Annotated in this window: 19 protein-coding genes; 14 read left to right on the top strand and 5 right to left on the bottom strand. The window is 58.5% G+C overall.

Annotated features, from left to right (window positions below; translation table 11 throughout):
• Positions 1-69 precede the first annotated feature (69 nt).
• The 4 genes from ACQZ5K_RS24155 to ACQZ5K_RS24140 form a co-directional block, all read right to left on the bottom strand.
• Positions 70-567: a DoxX family protein gene (locus ACQZ5K_RS24155; protein WP_448741684.1), complete on the bottom strand. Its 498-nt coding sequence runs from the start codon at positions 565-567 to the stop codon at positions 70-72.
• Entirely contained in the window at positions 564-1346 is a 783-nt protein-coding gene (locus ACQZ5K_RS24150) for an HvfC/BufC N-terminal domain-containing protein (protein ID WP_448741683.1), read from the bottom strand. Before ACQZ5K_RS24150 ends, ACQZ5K_RS24155 begins: the two co-directional genes overlap by 4 nt.
• Positions 1343-2224 carry an MNIO family bufferin maturase gene (gene bufB, locus ACQZ5K_RS24145; RefSeq protein WP_448741682.1) on the bottom strand — a complete coding sequence of 294 codons (882 nt, stop codon included), beginning with the start codon at positions 2222-2224 and terminating at the stop codon, positions 1343-1345. The genes ACQZ5K_RS24150 and bufB overlap by 4 nt, the downstream gene beginning before the upstream one ends.
• 64 nt (positions 2225-2288) lie before the next feature.
• Positions 2289-2576 (bottom strand): BufA1 family periplasmic bufferin-type metallophore, encoded by a 288-nt coding sequence (locus tag ACQZ5K_RS24140; protein WP_080794706.1) that lies wholly within the window; start codon positions 2574-2576, stop codon positions 2289-2291.
• Positions 2577-2880: 304 nt separating this feature from the next.
• On the opposite strand from ACQZ5K_RS24140, the gene ACQZ5K_RS24135 reads away from it, so the two are divergent.
• The 9 genes from ACQZ5K_RS24135 to ACQZ5K_RS24095 all read left to right on the top strand — a co-directional run bounded on the left by ACQZ5K_RS24135 (position 2881) and on the right by ACQZ5K_RS24095 (position 13720).
• Positions 2881-3090 carry a hypothetical protein gene (locus ACQZ5K_RS24135; RefSeq protein WP_448741681.1) on the top strand — a complete coding sequence of 70 codons (210 nt, stop codon included), beginning with the start codon at positions 2881-2883 and terminating at the stop codon, positions 3088-3090.
• Positions 3091-3138: 48 nt separating this feature from the next.
• The gene (locus tag ACQZ5K_RS24130) at positions 3139-3351 is read left to right on the top strand and encodes a hypothetical protein (protein ID WP_448741680.1); all 213 of its coding nucleotides are present in this window, start codon (positions 3139-3141) and stop codon (positions 3349-3351) included.
• A 416-nt stretch (positions 3352-3767) separates the two neighbouring features.
• Positions 3768-5465, top strand: coding sequence for an ATP-binding protein (locus ACQZ5K_RS24125; protein ID WP_448741679.1), 1698 nt, complete (start codon positions 3768-3770; stop codon positions 5463-5465).
• The gene (locus ACQZ5K_RS24120; protein ID WP_448741678.1) at positions 5462-6796 is read left to right on the top strand and encodes a sigma-54-dependent transcriptional regulator; all 1335 of its coding nucleotides are present in this window, start codon (positions 5462-5464) and stop codon (positions 6794-6796) included. Before ACQZ5K_RS24125 ends, ACQZ5K_RS24120 begins: the two co-directional genes overlap by 4 nt.
• Before the next feature lie 292 nt (positions 6797-7088).
• A complete protein-coding gene (locus ACQZ5K_RS24115; protein WP_448741677.1) occupies positions 7089-7970 on the top strand; it encodes a transporter substrate-binding domain-containing protein in 882 nt (293 codons plus the stop codon).
• A 244-nt stretch (positions 7971-8214) separates the two neighbouring features.
• Positions 8215-9663: an alanine/glycine:cation symporter family protein gene (locus tag ACQZ5K_RS24110; protein ID WP_448741676.1), complete on the top strand. Its 1449-nt coding sequence runs from the start codon at positions 8215-8217 to the stop codon at positions 9661-9663.
• A gap of 128 nt (positions 9664-9791) precedes the next feature.
• On the top strand, positions 9792-11060 hold the full coding sequence (locus ACQZ5K_RS24105; RefSeq protein ID WP_448741675.1) for a Na+/H+ antiporter NhaA: 1269 nt from the start codon (positions 9792-9794) through the stop codon (positions 11058-11060).
• Between the two features lie 196 nt (positions 11061-11256).
• Positions 11257-12672 (top strand): circularly permuted type 2 ATP-grasp protein, encoded by a 1416-nt coding sequence (locus ACQZ5K_RS24100; protein WP_448741674.1) that lies wholly within the window; start codon positions 11257-11259, stop codon positions 12670-12672.
• Between the two features lie 106 nt (positions 12673-12778).
• Positions 12779-13720 (top strand): alpha-E domain-containing protein, encoded by a 942-nt coding sequence (locus ACQZ5K_RS24095; protein WP_448741673.1) that lies wholly within the window; start codon positions 12779-12781, stop codon positions 13718-13720.
• A gap of 280 nt (positions 13721-14000) precedes the next feature.
• Here ACQZ5K_RS24095 and ACQZ5K_RS24090 read toward each other — a convergent pair whose 3' ends face one another.
• On the bottom strand, positions 14001-14726 hold the full coding sequence (locus tag ACQZ5K_RS24090) for a response regulator transcription factor (protein ID WP_448741672.1): 726 nt from the start codon (positions 14724-14726) through the stop codon (positions 14001-14003).
• 202 nt (positions 14727-14928) lie between these two features.
• On the opposite strand from ACQZ5K_RS24090, the gene iaaH reads away from it, so the two are divergent.
• The 5 genes from iaaH (at position 14929) to ACQZ5K_RS24065 (ending at position 18309) form a co-directional block, all read left to right on the top strand.
• Positions 14929-16398, top strand: a complete 1470-nt coding sequence (gene iaaH, locus ACQZ5K_RS24085) for an indoleacetamide hydrolase (protein ID WP_448741671.1) — start codon at positions 14929-14931, stop codon at positions 16396-16398.
• A 134-nt stretch (positions 16399-16532) separates the two neighbouring features.
• Positions 16533-17150 carry a nitrile hydratase subunit alpha gene (gene nthA, locus ACQZ5K_RS24080; RefSeq protein ID WP_448741670.1) on the top strand — a complete coding sequence of 206 codons (618 nt, stop codon included), beginning with the start codon at positions 16533-16535 and terminating at the stop codon, positions 17148-17150.
• A gap of 4 nt (positions 17151-17154) precedes the next feature.
• The gene (locus ACQZ5K_RS24075) at positions 17155-17478 is read left to right on the top strand and encodes a hypothetical protein (RefSeq protein WP_448741669.1); all 324 of its coding nucleotides are present in this window, start codon (positions 17155-17157) and stop codon (positions 17476-17478) included.
• On the top strand, positions 17468-17821 hold the full coding sequence (locus ACQZ5K_RS24070) for an SH3-like domain-containing protein (RefSeq protein WP_448741668.1): 354 nt from the start codon (positions 17468-17470) through the stop codon (positions 17819-17821). The genes ACQZ5K_RS24075 and ACQZ5K_RS24070 overlap by 11 nt, the downstream gene beginning before the upstream one ends.
• On the top strand, positions 17821-18309 hold the full coding sequence (locus ACQZ5K_RS24065) for a nitrile hydratase accessory protein (protein ID WP_448741667.1): 489 nt from the start codon (positions 17821-17823) through the stop codon (positions 18307-18309). Before ACQZ5K_RS24070 ends, ACQZ5K_RS24065 begins: the two co-directional genes overlap by 1 nt.
• Positions 18310-18363 lie beyond the last annotated feature (54 nt).

Here is an 18363-nt window from a genome sequence, read left to right as displayed (position 1 = left end):
AGCGGGACCTTGGCAGACGAGTATTGGTCTAAGTCCTGGGGCAGGGCAGGTAGAACTTCCGATCGAACCTCAATCCTGGCGCTTTTTGAAAAGCGCATCCAGCGTTATCCGGCCGCCGCCATAGACCACGAGGGTCAGCGCCATGGCAGCCCAGGGCAGGTGGAAATTGGCCCAGCCATCCGGAACGGTAAGCTGGATCACCGCCGTCATCACCAGCAGACCCAAAGCGGCGTAACGGGTGAAAAGGCCAAGAACCAGCAGCACGGGCAGAACGAGTTCGGCAATGCCTGAGGCCGCCGCCATGACCAGCGGCATGGGGTAGGGGATCAGGTTGCCGAAGATATGCAGCCTGAATTCCTGTTCGAACAGATATCTGGCGCCGGTCGACAGCGTCAGAAATCCGTCCCACTTGGTCAGTCCCGATTTGAAGAACGGAATTGCCAGGCCAAACCGCAGCGCCAAAAGCGGCAATGATTGTGGAATGGAGGCGAGCAGGCATTCGGCGTGGCGATGACGTGCTGCAAGCGCGCCACCGAGGCTGCGTGCGGAGGCAAGTTCTGTGGTCATGGAAGGTCCCCTTCACGGTGTTCAACGGCGCTGAAAGCGCCAAGGCCGATCAGGCCAATCAAGGCCGATCCGAAATCAAACGAAGATGTTGCGGCCAGGGCCGTCTCAGCCGCTTCGCCAAGGCTTGCGCCGGCAAAGAGACACGCTGCGAAAGCAACATCTGCCGGTGGCAGGACGTTGATCTCGACCTGCATGGCCGGCCGCACGACAAGCACCGTTTCGGCTCGCCAGTCGACAGGCGGTGTCACGGTTTCGCCCTGGTGGGCGTTCCAGATGCTGCCGGCCGGAAACGGCGATTGCACAAGCCGGGCCGAAGGATGGGGGATAAGCACCCTTTCGAGAAGGTGTTCGGGGGGAAGGGCGGCGAGTTGGGAGACTTCGAGCGGCGCACTGTCTTCCGCGTGATAGGCCGTGCTCCACGCCACCTCGATCCGCGCCACATCCGCGAGATAGGCGAGAGACGATGCCGGCGGAAAAGTCGCAATAAAATCCGGGAAATCGTCGCCGTACTGCATGATGAGCGGTGAGGCTGGTTTGCGGTCGGCGGCATAGGCACGGGCCATTCCGGCAAAGAACTCAACGCCAACCAGCCGTTTCGTCACTGGAAAACGTTGCCCCAACGCCGTTGTCAGCCCGACATAGACGTTGTTGCGATAGACGGCAAAACGCGAGGGATCGGCAGCACCGCGCGCGGTGGTGATACCGTGCGGTAGCGGTTGGCCCGGATCGAGCAGGGCGGAGGCAAAGGCGCTTTGGCTTTCGTAAAACCGCATGGTCACGCCGCCTGGCTGGAGCGGCGTTTCAGGGCCGCTTCGTTCAACAGGATGTCAGCGCGCACCGCTTCTGCCTGAAGCGTCGCAAAGTCTGGCACGTCGTTGTCCCATTCGATCAGGGTCGGCAAAGCGCCGCTGCGCGACAGCGTGTGCCGGTATAGCTCCATCACATCGGATCTGACGGCGGTGCCGTGGGCATCGATCAGCAGCCGGTCTCCAACGCTGTCGACGGTCTCGTCATAACCGGCAAGGTGGATCTCACCCACCAGCTCAGCCGGGAAACGGTCGATATAGGCGACCGGATCGAGGCGATGGTTCACCGCCGAGACCATGACATTGTTCACATCGAGCAACAGCCCGCATCCGGTTCGGCTGGCAATGGCAGTGAGGAAATCCACCTCATCGATGGTGCTTTCGGAAAACAGCACATAGGTTGATGGATTTTCGAGCAGCATTTGCCGGCCCAGCCATTGCTGGGTCTCATCGACATGGTCGGCGACACGCGACAGGGTTTCGGCCGTGTAGGGCAAGGGCAGAAGATCGTTGAGGAAACCGGTGTCATGGGTCGACCATGCCAGATGCTCTGAAAAGCTTTGCGGCCGGTAACGATCGATAAGGTCGCGAAGCCGTCTCAGATGCCCGGTGTCGAGATCACGGGCCGAACCGATCGACAGGCCGACGCCATGCAGCGACAGGGGATAAAGCGCTGCAACGGCTTCAAGATAACGGTGCGGCGGGCCACCGGCGCCCATGTAGTTTTCCGCGTGGACTTCGAAAAAACCGATATCCGGCCTGGCGTCGAGAATAGTGTCGTAATGTTCCGGCTTGAGGCCGAGGCCAGCACGGGGTGGCAGGACGGTGGCGCGGTCGGCTGAAACGGTCATTGCTGGTCTCCCGGTTTTTGACGGATGAGGGGAGGCCCGGCGAGCGGGCCTCCGGTGTCGCGGCTCAGCTTTTAGAGGGCTCCAGCATGCCCTTGTGGCCATCCACGTTCATCGTGGTGCACGTGCCGGCGGGTACAGCTTTCCAGGCATTGCCCTGGTAATCCATGGTGGAGGTTCCGGCGCAGGTCGTGCCGGCGCCGGCAGCGCAATCATTCTGCCCCTTCAGGGCGATGCCGTAGCACTTCTCGTTTCCGGCCATCTTTTCCGGTGCCAGCGGCGCGGCAAAAGACACAGATGCGACAGCGCTTGCGAGTGAGCCTGCCAAAGCGAGGGTGAGCGTGGAACGGTTCATAAATGTTCTCCTCTTGGATGTCCGCAGACCGTTCATCGGCCGCGTATGGCTGTATTCGATCTGTCCGGGCCGACGTTACAGCTTGCGGCGAACACGAACGCGTGACCGCCATATGGAATTTTATTGTACAATAACCACAGCTACCTTCTTGCACCGCAAATATCCCTTGTATTGGAGTCGCTGGGCGATGGTGCGAAGCTTCGGATTTACGGTGGGTGCGCCAATGCCATAAGAACCTGGCCACCTGGAATCAAAGTAAGCTTCATTTTGTTCTGCTTCTGTCACAAGAACAGGAGTTTGATCGATGGTCGGCAGGCAGGCGGACCTCGTCGTTCTGAGCGCCACGGATAGAAATTTCTTCGAATCTCAGGTGCGCCGACATAAAGCGCCACGCTCCTTGTGGGTCAAATCCGCCGACCAAATCCTCGCCTCGGTCAAGCGCTTCTGCCAAAAGACAATGGACCGAACTTCAGATTCGTGTGAATGGCGCATCAATTTGCGCACGGCGTCGTGATATGGCACGGACAAATGCCATTGGACTGTCCGTCAACGAGGCGTCATTGTGGTGATTGTCGCGCATCGGCCGGATGCGCTGTCAGTTATCGGTCACGTTCTCGCCCAAGGCGCAGCCCATTCCTGTCCCCGGGATATGGAAGCGCAGTTCTGTATTGATATCAACAAGCAGGATTTCGGCCTGGCCTGCAACCTGCGGGAGTTGCCGAAGGTGCACAAAGTGAGGTGCTGCCCGATCGTGGGACACCAGCCCGCGGCGTAAACGCAGCGTCCGACGATGAAATGCCCGCAGTTTCCCGATTTTGATGAAGCGCACATTCGATGTACAATCTCATTCCGATCGGTAGCGCTTGATCTGGCGCGGGATTTGCTTCTGTCTGCCTGCCGGCGAAATTCACCTACAATCATCCGGGTAGGCGCGCAAGAAATGAACATACACTGGGACAGCTCCGACTCGAACAACGGCAATCAGACGATTAATTATTCAGACGCAATGAAGGTACCCCGATTAGAAAGAAGAACCAAAACCGCCTGCGAGTCGGACTAATCGCGACCCTAGCTACGACATTCATTGCGCTGGCAGGCGTCGCAGGTCACGGACTGGGCCGCTCCGGAGCCACATCGGCACTTATAGCGGACACCGGTCACAGGCTGAATCTCTTCACAAGTACAGCCGTTTTGATAATCAATCGACTGAGCAGTGTCCCGGGAACGATCGAACTCAATCCCGACGTCGTCTCGCTCGTCGGTGGCCGTGGCGCGCCGTCCACCACTGAAACCGTCAATCGCTTTCTCTACAGGCTCAGCGCCCAACTCGGCAGTGATGCGATCTTCGTTGCCAACGAACGCGGCGAGGTCGTCGGCTCCAGCAACACGACACAACAGGATGACAGTCGGCTTGGCGGAGATATTGCTTATCGGCCCTATTTTCAGGATGCCTTGTCCGGTTTTGTGGGGCGCCATTTCTCACTCGGTGAGGCACCGGACACACCCGGATATTTCGTTGCCTATCCTATACATGATGGCGATCGCGTCATTGGTATCGCGACTGTAAAAATCAGTCTCAAGCCCGTCGTCGATGCGTTTTCGCTCCTCGGAAAACCGGCACTCATCGCTGATCGTGACAACGTGGTGATCCTCTCCTCACATGAGGATTGGCTCTATACCTCGCTCAAGCCCATCTCCGTGGCAGAGCGCGTCGATCTGGAACTGACGGGTATGTATGGGCGCCACCGCGTCGGTGAATTCCCCTTCCTCGTCGATCCCGACGTCAACCAGGCTTCTCTCGGTCTTGACAAGATCGTCCCCCCGCGCGACGGCAGCAGGGCAGCGTTGCCGGACCTGCTCGTTCAGGGACAGGTCCTCGCCGGCATGGATTGGAAGCTTCTGGTGTTTTCGGACGTGACCGATATCCGCCATCAGGGAATGATCGCCGCAGCGTTGGCCTCTGCTCTGGCTGTGCTCCTGCTCACGCTTGCTCTCTACATGACGCAACGCCGCCGCGCAGCCAGGCAAAAGCAGGAGGCAAAGGATGCACTCGAACGGGCCAATGCCCAGCTTGAAGTAACGGTCGCCAAACGCACGCAAGCGCTGACCAATGCGAATATGGAGCTCCGCATTGAAATGGCCGAGCGCATCCGGACAGAGGAAGCGCTGCGCGCCACGCAAAACGACCTGGTTCAGGCAGCCAAGCTGACTGCATTGGGCGAACTCGCTACTGGTATCACGCACGAACTCGCGCAACCGCTTGGCGCCATACAGACATTGGCTGGCAACGCGCGTGAGTTTGTACGCCTGGGTGATCTGGTTAATGCCCAGGGCAACCTTGCGATCATTGATCAGATGGCCAACAAGATGGGAGGCATTATCGACCCGTTAAGGTCGTTTGCGCGGAAATCACCGGCAGAACCGGAGGAGGCTGATATCTCGCTCGCCGTTCGAAACGCACTGTTTCTGCTCGACGCGCGCCTTCGCACATCGGAGATCGCAGTGACCAACGCTTGCGACCCTCGCGTGCCGACCGTCTGGTGCAACCGAAATCGACTCGAACAGGTGCTTGTCAACCTGATCGTCAATGCCATCGATGCAATGGACGGATCCAGTATCCGCACCCTCGTCATCCGCACTGGCCAACTTCGCGACGGGCAAGTCTCCATCTCGATCGAGGATAGCGGCAAGGGGTTCGCTCCGGAGCAGATCGGCAAACTGTTCATCCCTTTCAATACCACCAAAACAACGGGACTTGGCCTGGGCCTTGCGATCTCGCGCGGCATTGCACGGGAGTATGGAGGGGACCTCATCGCAAAAAATCGACCTGAAGGCGGCGCCGTACTTCTCCTGGTGCTTCCACATCCACGATCGAGGGCCACAGCATGACTGCTCCCCTTTCGGTCCTTGTCATTGAGGATGACCCCCATCTGCGGCTGGGCTGTGTTCAAGCCGTGCAACTTGCCGGCCTGCGGGCGCTCGAATTCGACAACGCCGAGGATGCGATCCGTCTCATCAAACCGGGTTTCGCGGGCCTGATCGTTACCGATCTTAAACTTCCGGGTATGGATGGTCTCAGCGTCGTGAAGCGCTGCGCCGAACTGGATTCCGATCTGCCGGTGATCGTGATTTCGGGCCATGGCGATATCGCCGTCGCGGTAGAGGCGATGCGTTGCGGCGCCTATGATTTCATCACCAAGCCGTTCGGGTCTGAACGGTTGATAGACGTCGTGCAGCGTGCGGCGGAGAAACGGAACCTGACGCTGGAAGTCTCCGATCTGCGCCAGAAGTTGGCGCAGCTTGAAGGCGTCGAGGACAAGCTGATCGGAGATTCCGCGCAAATCCGCAAGGTTCGCAGCCTGATCGCCGATATCGCTGACTCCAGTGTCGATGTTCTGCTTTTAGGTGAAACGGGGGTCGGCAAGGAACTTGTCGCCCGGGCGTTGCACAGGCATTCACGTCGCAAAAGCGCAGCATTCGTCTCTCTCAATTGCAGCGGCATTTCTGAAGACATGCTCGACAGCGAATTGTTCGGCCATGAGGCAGGCGCGTTTGCGGGGGCTCGCAAGCGCAGGGTTGGCAAGGTCGAGCACGCCGCGCGAGGCACCCTGTTTCTCGACGAACTGGACTCTGTCCAGCCGAAGGTGCAGATCAAGCTGTTCCGCTTGCTCCAGGACCGGGAAGTCGAGCGGCTCGGCTCGAACCGGAAGATCGCCGTCGACTGCCGCGTTGTGGCTGCCGCCAGCCCCGATCTTTCCGAGCGCGTACAAAGGGGCACGTTCCGCACCGATCTCTATTATCGCCTCAACGCCATTACCATTGAGCTGCCCCCCCTGAGGGAACGGCGCGAGGATATTCCGATCCTGCTTGAGCATTTTCTGCTCGCCGCGGCCGAGCGCTTCAGGAAGCCGCACCCTTCCGTGACAGCCGAGCAGATGAACCGGCTCATGGCGTATTCCTGGCCCGGGAACGTCCGGGAGCTGCAAACCGTCGCAGATTGCCTCGTCCTGGGCATCACCAAGGATGGGCTGACCGGAACGACTATTCCCCAACAGGGGGCGCCGCAATCGCTAGCGGAGTGGGTCGGAGACTTCGAGCGCAATCTGATCGCCACGGAGCTTCGCCGGCACGACGGCAGCCTCGCACGGACGGCCGATGCCCTCAAGGTGCCCAAGACGACGCTGCACGACAAGATCCGGAAATACAGACTGTCAGAATAGGAACACAACCGCGTGATCGGCGACCTGGTGTTCGGATTTCCGAACGGAGGAATGCGCAATATTCGGATTTCCGAATACCCATTCGTTCGTTGCAAGAAATAGCTATTATATTTCAGTTTGTTATGATCTTGTCGACGTGTGTCATTTTTGTGGTGCAATCAAATTCAGCATCATGGCAAACTGCCCAAAATAGAGACGGCAGGGGACATCAAGTGATCGACACGGACACAGCTCCATCGGAGCCCGTCATACCGATCCGGAACAGCGAGAGGGTGCGATGGGCAAGTCGTTGATGACAGCCCTCATGGGTGCTTCAGTCGTCGCAATGACCTCGACGGCCTCCGCACGAGATGTCGCGACGCTGGAGAGGATCGCCGCGACATCGACTATCAGGATCGGCCAACGCGTGTCGTCCGTGCCGTTTTCCTATTATTCCGGCAAGGGGCGCGTCATCGGTTACTCGCAAGATATCATGATGAGGGTAACCGCGGCGGTCCAAAGGGAACTGAGGCTGCCGTCCCTGACCATCGCCCTGGCGCCCATCACGTCGCAAAACTGGATACCCCTGCTGGTCAACGGCACTGTCGACATCGAGTGCAGCTCGACGAGCCACGTTTCAGATCGCGAACAGAAGGTCGCATTTTCCAACACGATCTTCATCGTCGGCACGCGCATTTTGACCCGCAAGGAGGCAGGTATCGTCAACTTCAGGGATCTTGCTGGAAAGCGCGTTGTCGTTACCGCAGGCACGACGGCGGAGCGCTCGCTGCACCGGTTCAACGAAGAACATTCGGCAGGCATCGTGATCGTGGCCGCGAAGGAGCATGACCTCGCGTTTCAGGATCTTGAAGCAGGGCGAGTCGCGGCCTTCGTGAACGACGACGCCCTGCTTTATGGCGAACGGATAAAAGCCGACCATCCTGACGACTGGATCGTCACCGGAACGCCACTGGGGCTTGAAGCCTATGCCTGCACCATGCGCAGGGACGACCCTTCTTTCAAAGCGGTGGTCGACAAGGCGATTGCAGAAATTATGATCTCGGGCGAGGCGCTTGCTCTTCACGACAAGTGGTTCATGCAGCCTATCCCGCCCACGGGCGCGAACCTCAACTGGCCTATTTCAGGTGCCTTGGCCGACCTTTACAGTGCGCCCAACGATAGGCCGATCGAATGAACGGCCGGGCGAAGCCGACAGAAAGGCGAAGCAGCCGGACGCCTGATGAAGTCCCATAGCTCCGGCCAGACGGCCTCGCACGGGCCGACGAACAGAAAGCATCACCCTCGAACGAGGGTCTAACCGCCGCGCCGACCCCGGTGCCAGCGCCGGGAAGCTGCGCGGCAGCACGCCAAAGGAACAAAGAGGAGTCTAATGATGGAAATACTATCTTACCACATACCGGAACGCGGGGAGGGCTGACATGACCACAATTATCGGGTTTCTCAACACGTTCTTTTGGGGTTATGTCCTCATTTATGGCTTGCTGGCCGTGGGGATATTCTTCACGTTTCGCCTGGGGTTTCTGCAACTCAGGCATTTTCCGGAATTTATCCGCGTTGTCATGCGCGCGCCGGAAACCGACGCGGCAGGCATCACGCCGTTCCAGGCGCTCTGCACTAGTCTTGCGTCACGTGTCGGCACCGGCAACCTCGCTGGCGTCGCCGTGGCGATGACGCTTGGAGGGCCCGGAGCACTCTTCTGGATGTGGGTGGTTGCGTCGCTCGGCATGGCGACTGCTTACGCTGAAAGCACGCTTGCTCAGTTGTTCAAGGTTCGGGGCCAAAGCGGTGAGTATCGTGGCGGCCCAGCCTTCTACATCGCGCGCGGTTTGAATGCGCCCTGGGCAGCGGTGATTTTTGCCATATGTCTCCTGCTTGTGTTTGGCCTCGTGTTCAATGCGGTCCAGGCAAACTCGATCGCCGAAGCCATGCATGGCGCTTTTGGGGTTCCGAAACTCGGTGTCGGCGTCGTAATCGCCATCATCTCCGCAGTGGTCATCTTTGGCGGGATCAAGTCGATTGCGCGCTGCGCCGAATTCGTCGTGCCGTTCATGGCTGCAGCGTATCTCGGCGTCGCTCTGTATGTCCTGATTGTCAACATCGCCGAGGTACCGGCAGCCTTGGCGCTCATCGTCAAGAGCGCTTTCGGCTTCGAGCAGGCAGCCGGTGGCATCGCTGGCGCGATGTTGAACGGCGTCAAGCGCGGCCTGTTCTCCAACGAGGCGGGAATGGGGTCGGCGCCGAACATCGCGGCGGCAGCCACGCCCAATCCGCACCACCCCTCGTCGCAAGGGATGGTGCAAGCGCTCGGTGTCTTCATCGACACGCTGCTGATCTGCACCGCGACCGGCCTCATGATCCTTCTGTCTGGCGCACTCGTACCGGGCGGAGAGCTTACGGGGACGCCGTTGACGCAGGCAGCCATGACCGCTCATATCGGCAGCGCGGGGCACGCCTTCATAGCCATTGCCATCTTCTTCTTTGCCTGGACATCAGTAATCGGCAACTATTCCTATGCCGAGAATGCCCTGGTCTATCTCGGGTTAGACAACAAGTCGGGTCTGCTGGTTGCACGGATCGGCCTCATCCTCATGGTCCTGTGGGGCTCCTACGAGAGCGCCACGACCGTCTTCGACGCCGCCGATGCCTCGATGGGCCTGATGGCGGCCATTAACCTCATCGCGATCTGCATGCTCTCACCGCTGGTCGTCAAGCTCACCCGCGACTACTTCGAACAGCAGCGCTCGAAAACCCCGGTCTTTGATCCGCATATGTATCCGGAACTGACTGGTAAGATCGACGCAGAAATCTGGCACGAAGTGTCGTCCTCTCCGATTGCCGAGGCCGGGCCAAGCCCCGCCAAGGCTTGATGGGTCTCATCACACTCGCCCGCCGAGCTTCCGGCGGGCAGTCCCAATAACAGGAAACGGGATGTCCAGACGCATGTCGACAGCTTGAGGCGGCCGGCGCGCGAAGCGTCCTTGGCGGAGAGAACAACATGTATCGCGTTTGGAAATTCCTGAGTGAATATTCATTGCTTCTGATCATCGGCGCCGTTTCGGCGCTTGTGTGGGCGAATCTCTGGCCGAACAGCTATCATGCACTGGCAGAATTGCCGCTATGGCAGAATGCGCCAGTCGGTCATCTGCATGCTGATGGTGAAGGCCATGGGCATCGGACGCTGACCCTCCACTACCTGATCAATGATATACTGATGGCGTTTTTCTTTGCCATCGCCGGAAAGGAAGTCTGGGAGGCCGTCGCCCTGCCGAACGGATCGCTTCGGGGACGAAAGGCCCTTACGCCCCTGATCGCGACAGTGGGTGGAATGCTCGGTCCCGCTGCGGTCTACCTCATTGGTGCCGCTATACTGGGCAAGTTCACATTGCTCGCCAACGGTTGGGCAATCCCGACGGCGACCGATATTGCTTTCTCCTACCTTGTCGGGCGCATCGTCTTCGGTGCGGGACATCCGGCAGTTATGTTCCTGTTGTTGCTCGCCATTGCCGACGATGCTGCTGGTCTTGTCATTCTTGCCTTCTTCTATCCGCAGGGCATTGTCGCGCCGTTCTGGCTGTTGCTCGCGCTTGCAGCTGCCATTATCGTCTGGTTTTTGGCGAACCGGCTGCCGCGTATTCTGGATGACGGCCGTCCGGAACGTCCAGTCTCGACCTTTGTGCGGCAGACACTGTCATTCTGGCCATATCTCATAGCCGGCGCCGCTAGCTGGTATGCATTCCAGCAGGCGGGCATCCATCCGGCGCTTGGCCTGTTGCCGATAATCCCGGCGATCCCGCACTCCGATATCGAATTCGGCGTATTCGCCGAGGAGGAAAACCATCAGGCTGACCTCCTGAACACGATCGAGCACGGGCTGAAGTCGCCGGTGGAACTGGTGCTGTTCCTGTTCGGTCTCGCCAATGCCGGTGTGGAGTTTTCGGCGATCGGCGAGGCGACATGGCTGGTGTTTCTCGGGTTGGCCATAGGCAAACCGCTCGGCATTACGCTGATGGGCTGGATTGCTGCCCGTCCACTTGGCTTCGGCCTGCCCGTGGGTATGAGCATCTCCGATCTCTTCGTGCTCGGTTGCGTCGCAGCCATCGGCTTTACGGTTTCTCTCTTCGTCGCCGGCGTGGCGTTTGAGCCTGGGTCGGTGCAGGACGCGGCCAAGATGGGCGCATTGTTCTCGTTCGCGGCGGCCGTAATCGCGATAGCGGCGGGAAAACTGGCGCGGGTGGAGCGTCGAAATTTGCCCGCCGTGACCTGAAGGGGAGAGGCTAACGATCAGCCTGCCGTTGATGACGACGAAAACATTCTGGAGTGACCGACCACTCATCCCGGTCCTCCAGTGAGGTAGATAACTGCCCTCCCGGTTGTCTATCTCCGCGCCGCCGGTCGCCCCCCCTTTTCCGGCGGCGCGTCCGCCATTTATCTTCTCAACCCGCACCTCACAGGAGCACCCTTTGAAACCGTTTGATGAAATGCTGACAATCGGCGGAGGCGTTCGCAGGCCTTACGAAATGCTCAAGACCTGGCTGGACGGGCAGGAGCCTGCAAATCTGGCCCGAAAGGCGCTTGACGCCGAAGGCGTCTTTCGCAAAACCGGTATCACCTTCGCTGTTTACGGTCAGGAGGAGGCGGCAGAACGACTGATCCCCTTTGACATTATCCCGCGCATCATCCGTGGCGAAGAATGGCGGCAACTGTCGCAAGGCATCGAGCAGCGCGTGCTCGCTCTCAACGCCTTCCTCGATGACATCTATCACGGGCAGGAAATTGTCCGGGCCGGCATCGTCCCGCAAGAACTCATCACTCGCAACGAAGCCTTCTTGCCTCAGATGAAGGACTTCCGTCCGCCGGGTGGCGTCTACACGCACATTATCGGCACCGATATCGTCCGCACCGGAGAAAACCAGTTCTACGTGCTGGAAGACAACGCCCGCACGCCGTCAGGCGTTTCCTACATGCTGGAAAACCGCGAGACGATGATGCAGCTGTTTCCGGAATTGTTTCAGCAGAACAGGATCCAGCCCGTTGAATCCTACCCGCAGCTTCTGCGCCAGTCGCTGGCGGCGGTAGCACCGCCGGGTGGGGACCAGGACAATCCCACTATCGCAGTGCTTACCCCTGGCATCTATAACTCGGCTTATTACGAGCATTCCTTTCTGGCCGACATGATGGGCGTCCAGCTTGTCGAGAGCAGCGATCTCAAGGTGATTGACGGACGTGTCACGATGCGCACGACAGAGGGCTTTCGCGCCATCGACGTGCTGTACCGCCGTATCGACGACGCCTTCCTTGACCCCCTGTCGTTTCGGCCCGATTCGATCCTGGGCGTACCTGGCATCATGGACGTCTATCGTGCCGGTAAGATCACCATCGCCAATGCGCCGGGAACCGGCATTGCCGACGACAAGGCGATCTATTCCTACATGCCCGAGATCGTCGAATTCTACACTGGCTCGAAAGCTCTGCTGGAGAACGTGCCCACCTGGCGCTGCTCGGAGGCCGATAGCCTCAAATACGTCCTGGAACATCTGGCCGAGCTCGTTGTCAAGGAGGTCCATGGCTCCGGCGGCTACGGCATGCTGGTCGGTCCGACCGCCTCGACCAAGGAACGGGAGGATTTCGCGGCGAAGCTGAAGGCGCGCCCAGGCAACTATATCGCCCAACCGACGCTTGCGCTTTCCACAACACCGATCATGACGGAAAAGGGTCTGGCGCCGCGCCATGTCGACCTCAGACCCTTCGTGCTCGTCTCCGACAAGGTCCGCATCACGCCCGGCGGCCTGACCCGCGTCGCTCTGAAGGAGGGTTCGCTGGTGGTGAACTCCAGCCAGGGCGGCGGCACAAAGGACACCTGGGTGCTGGACGACTGAACTTCGCCTGTCGCTGAAGCCGAACCCCACTCAAAATAGATGCGCCCTGGATAGCCTCGGATTGCGAGGTAAAGACCTGGGTGGAAAGCAGAAAGGAATTGCAAGAATGCTTCTTGGACGAACAGCAAGCGGTCTGTACTGGATGCATCGCTATATCGAGCGTGCCGAGAATATCGCCCGCATCATCGACGCCGGCCTGCGAATGGCCCTGACAAGTTCGGCGGGCGTGATGGAAGAGTGGAAATCCGTCGTGATCTGCTCAGGAACCGAAGCTGGCTTTCGCGAAAAATATACGGATTACACAGCCGCAGCCGTCACGGACTATCTTTTGCGCGATATGGACAATCCCTCCAGCGTTCTTGCCTGCATCGAGGCCGCCCGCTCAAACGGGCGTATGGTGCGCACGGCGTTGACCCGCGAGGTCTGGGAAACACTCAACGAAATATGGATGAACCTCAAGGTGGCATTATCAGAGAGGTTTGCCGAAAGCGAGCTGCCGGGCACCCTTGACCGGATCAAGCGAGAGATGGCGCTGATCCGCGGCACTTTCCATGGCACCATGCTGCGCAATGAAATCTTCGACTTCGCCAGCATCGGCACATTTATCGAAAGGGCCGACAACACGGCGCGTATTCTCGACGTCAAGTATCATGTGCTCCTGCCTTCGGTGTCGGCTGTGGGAAGTGCCCTCGACAATCTCCAGTGGGAATCGATCTTGCGGTCTGTCTCCGCTCACCGGTCATACCGATGGGTTTACGACGGCCAGTACAAATCGCGCAATGTTGCGGACTATCTGATCCTGAACGGCCGGATGCCACGTTCATTGCAGTTCTGCTACCGCAACATCGTGCAGCATCTTTCCTATTTATCCGAAGACTATGGAATCGACAGATCTTGCCACCATGTAACAGCTGACACGCTTGCCATGCTCAAGGACAGGACAGTCGACCAGATATTCGAGTTGGGGCTGCACGAATTCCTGACGGATTTCATCAAGCAGAACAATCGGCTCGGGAACGAGATCTCCGAAAACTACAACTTCACGTGAGATTGTCTCCGGGAGGGAGCTCATCTTCGCCCGTATCGCGGCCTGTTGATTGTCTTCGGTGAATGTGAGTGGGCCTCCGCAAGGCGACACACCACGGCCGCCCTTTACTGTCTGTCAGGTGACTAAATGGTGAGACTTGTGGCCTTGTTTTCCCGGGAGTCAGCGCAAACCGCATATAGACGACCGGCGGTGCGGAGCACTGGCCGGGACGGTAACCAGGGGCGCCCGAATCGAAATCCGCCTGGGCGCTCCAGTTGATCAACAGCCTGGTAATCTCGTATTATTGCGACAGCCTTGTAACGCGTGCGGCAAGCTCTGCTCTGTTTGAGCAGCCCATCTTCTCAAGGCAGCGTGTAAGATGCGTTCGCACCGTCGCAAAGCCGATATTGAGCACACGAGCAATGTCTTTGTCAGAGCAGCCGCGTGAGATGAGAAGCGCGACGTCTCGCTCGCGATCGGTCAGAGCGGAGAGTGTGACGTCAGGCGCGGCAGAGAGCGCGCGCTTGAGCAGTGGTGCAAGGACCTTTAACAAGCCAATTTCACGGTCCGCGAAGTCCGGTTGGCGTTTGGTACGCCAGATGCGCAGATCCGCCAGTGCCCGTCCGTTATCCTTGAGGAAGACATTGATGCCATGATCTAGTCCGTCCTTCATCAGAAAGTCGTTGAAGAACTCCGTCTTCCTCAAATCCGGTTTTGAAATCACCTCATCGACATAGGCCGGGCGCCACAGACTGCGCAATTGCCGGGTCATCGGGTCGCGGTACTGGAACCAGTTCCTGTAAGCCTTGATACTGTCAGGGGACTGGTTGATCACGAAAGGATCGTCATAGCAGCTTATTTTTGGATTCCATTTGTAAGACGCCAGCACATCCGCCCGCATAAGGCGCAAGATGTCGGGGAAAATAGTTTCCCTGATCTCCGCCGAACCCGGGCTTGTCAATCTTCCGACAATGTCGGCGAACAGACTTGCCTCGTCGAATGTTAGATCGAATACAGTCCCGCTCATGAGACTCCCAATAATTGGCGGAATCTTTTTTTGTCCGCTTGGTTCCCTTTTATGGAATGGAAGCAAACAACATGCCAAAGATCAAGAATTTTCGACCTGTCTGACATCACCTTCCTGACCCGTGGCGCGACAGTACCCCGGTCGCGGGACTTTCCTTAACGGGAAAACGAAAGAAAACCGGCCTTCACCAACAAAATTGCGGATGGTGGCACACCCCTCATCTCAAGTAGCCCTTCACTTGTCGAAATCTCATGCGGGGACAACCATGACACTGAAGGCATTCACATTGACCGAGGTCGCCGCCGCCATGGAGCGAGGCGTGTTCAGCGCTGAGGAGTTTGTCACCGATCTGCTGAAGAGAAAAGCAAATCGTGGCGCGATAAACGCCTTTGTGTCACTGGACGAAGAGCGGGTGCGCCTGGATGCGCGTCGGGCTGATTTGGAGCGGGCGGCCGGAAGGTTGCGTGGACGGCTGCACGGTCTACCCCTTGCGTTCAAGGACAACATCAATGTCGCCGGTTATGTTACAACGGGCGGAACACCGGCGCTTCGCAATTTCAAGCCCTTGGCGGATGCTTCGGTTGCGGCGAGACTTTTGAACGCCGGTGCGATTGCCTATGGCAAGAATGGCATGCATGAACTGGCTTATGGCGCGACCTCCGTTAATTTTGCTTACGGCACGCCGTGCAATCCTTTCGATGAAGCCCGCACCTCCGGTGGCTCCAGCGGTGGAAGCGGGGCAGCCGTTGGCGCACGGCTGGTTCCGGCTTCCATCGGAACCGATACCGGCGGCTCGGTGCGGATACCTGCCGCCTTGTGTGGGACATGGGGCTATCGCCCGACAACCGGACGTTGGCCGACTGACGGCATCGTGCCGATTTCAACGACGCGGGACACACCGGGGCCAATTACCCTCTCTGCGACAGACATGGTGCTGCTGGACAGCATTGTAACATCCTCGCCGCCAGTTTTGGCTTCACGAATAAAGGGTACCAGGCTCGGTATTCCGCATAAACATTTCTGGGACGTCGTCGATTGCGAGGTCGCCGTGGCCTGTACGGCGGCGCTTCAACAGCTCGTCGCCGAAGGTGCGGAGCTTGTCGAGGTTGATTCTCAAGCGCTCCCGGAGCCTTATTCAGCCGCCGCGATGTCGATTTCGGTCTATGAAGGAAGGCGCGCCCTATCCGCATTTCTGGCCGATCACGACATACCGTTGACTTTCGCAGAGGTTGCCGATCAGGTGGCGAGCCCCGACGTGCGCGAAATTCTTCTCGCGCAACTTGATCCGGCAACAGCCGTCGACCCCTTGGCTTACGAGACCGCTATGACGGTGCATCTTCCGGCCTTGAAGTCGGCCTATGCTGAAATATTCAAGGCCAACCGGATCGATGCGCTCGCGTTTCCCGTCTGCCGTCTGCCGGCACCGGAGTTTACCCGGTCGTCAACGGTTATAATCGATGGCAAAGGGTTTCCTGTTTTTCCGGCTCTCATTCACAATACGGATATCGGCAGTGTCGCAAGTCTTCCCGGAGTTTCCGTTCCGGTCGGCCTCACGCAGGCAGGCCTGCCCGTGGGGCTGGGGTTGGACTTTCCATTTGGACGAGATCAGGCGCTTCTGGCATTCTCGCTCGCGATCGAGACGCTTTTCCCCGTTCCTTCTCCCCCTGCATGAGGTGATGCGGCAAACGCTTGATCAAGTCCGTTTACAGCGGATGTCAGTTGCCGCCTGTCCTCAATATTGCTGATGAGGAAAAACTCGATCCGCGCTATTCTTGGCTCATTTCGTGATATTTCCAGAGGACCTCTATGAGCCACGACGATCACACGATGCCACCTTCCACACTTGCGCTTCGGATCAAGGCGATCGAAACCCTGATGATCGAAAAGGGGAAGATCGATCCCGGTGCCGTGACGGAGATCGTCGATCTGTTCCAGAACAGGCTTGGTCCACGCATCGGCGCCGGTGTCGTGGCGCGTGCCTGGTCCGATCCAGCATTCAAGACGCGCCTGCTCGAAGACGCGACAAGGACGTTGAAGGAAATGGGTGTCAGCGGCCTTCAGGGCGAGGCAATGATCATCCTTGAAAATACGCCCGAGATTCACAATGTGATCGTATGCACCCTGTGCTCCTGCTATCCTTGGACAGTGCTTGGTCTGCCGCCAACATGGTACAAGTCGGCACCTTATCGCAGCCGTATCGTTATCGAACCGAGAGCCGTGCTTGCGGAATTCGGTCTGGATATCTCCGACGACCGTGAGGTGCGCGTTTACGACAGCAATGCCGAAATCCGTTACATGGTCCTGCCTGAGCGCCCCTCCGGAACAGAGGGCTGGAGTGAGGAAAAACTGGCGGCTCTCGTGACCCGTGATTCCATGATAGGCACAGGCGTGCCGCTTGCAGTGGCGGCGATCCGAGGAGTGTGATGCCATGAGATCAATCGCCGATCTAGGCGGCATGCAGGGTTTCGGCCCGGTCAATCGTGCCGACGATGACACCAGTTTCAAAGCGGAGTGGGAGGCAAAAACATTCGCCGTTAATCTTCTTTCGCTTGCAGCTGGATGCTTCAACATCGATGAAAGCCGCTGCTCCATGGAGAGGATGCCGCCAGCCGATTACCTGACGACGTCCTATTTCGAACATTGGCTTTATTCACTTGAAGATCTGCTGATTTCCAAGGGCGTTCTAACCGAGGAGGAATATAGGACGCGGATAGCCGAACTTGCCGCAAAGGAGGCCAGTTATGCTACCTAAGGAGATGGTTGCCATCGCGATAGCCACCGGCGCCCCGACGCTGCGCACAGTCGACACCGTTCCGAAGTTCAAGGTGGGCGATGACATCATGACGACCAACGACAGCGTCTCCACCCATACCCGTTTGCCCGGCTATGCGCGCGACAAGCGCGGAACCGTCGTCGGATATGAAGGCGCGCACATATTCCCGGATGCACATTCGGCTGGACTTGGAGAATGTCCCGATCATCTTTATCGCGTCCGTTTCGAGAACACGACACTCTGGGGTAAGGGGAGTGACGGGCGTGGGGCCGTGTATCTGAGCCTTTGGGAAAGCTACCTGTTACGTGGGGAAGTATCGTGATGGCAGATGATTTGGCAATCGATCCGCGATGGCTCGACAATGGCCCGGCCTTTTCCGAGCCATGGCAGGCAGAAGCCTTTGCGTTGACCATGCAATTGTCGCGCGCCGGGCATTTTACATGGGCGGAATGGGTTGCGGCATTTTCGGGCGAGATCACGACCTCTCCCCAAGAGGAAGGCGAAGACATCAACACGGCCTATTATCGACAATGGATGCAGGCTCTGGAAAAGATCGTCGGGCATCGCGGCATGACGACAGATGATGAGGTGGCCGATTATCAGGAACATTGGCGGCGTTCCTATTTCCACACCGAACACGGCAAGCCCGTTGAGTTCCGCAAGGGGCTAGCGCCCATCCCGCCCGGGGCGCTGGAAGAGCTCGATCACGAGCATGACCATCACCACCACGAACATTGCCACGCCGGTGACCACGAAACGCATTCCGGTCCGGTTGCCGTGAGCCCTGCGCGCCGGCAAGCTTCGTCATAACTGTTCTGCAAAGACCCGCCGACCTGAATGGATGATCGTGGTGCCGAAAGGTTC

Source organism: Agrobacterium sp. 22-226-1 (genome assembly GCF_053522345.1).
The sequence above is the reverse complement of the archived record's forward strand: the minus strand, read 5'-3'. Positions and strand labels throughout refer to the sequence as shown.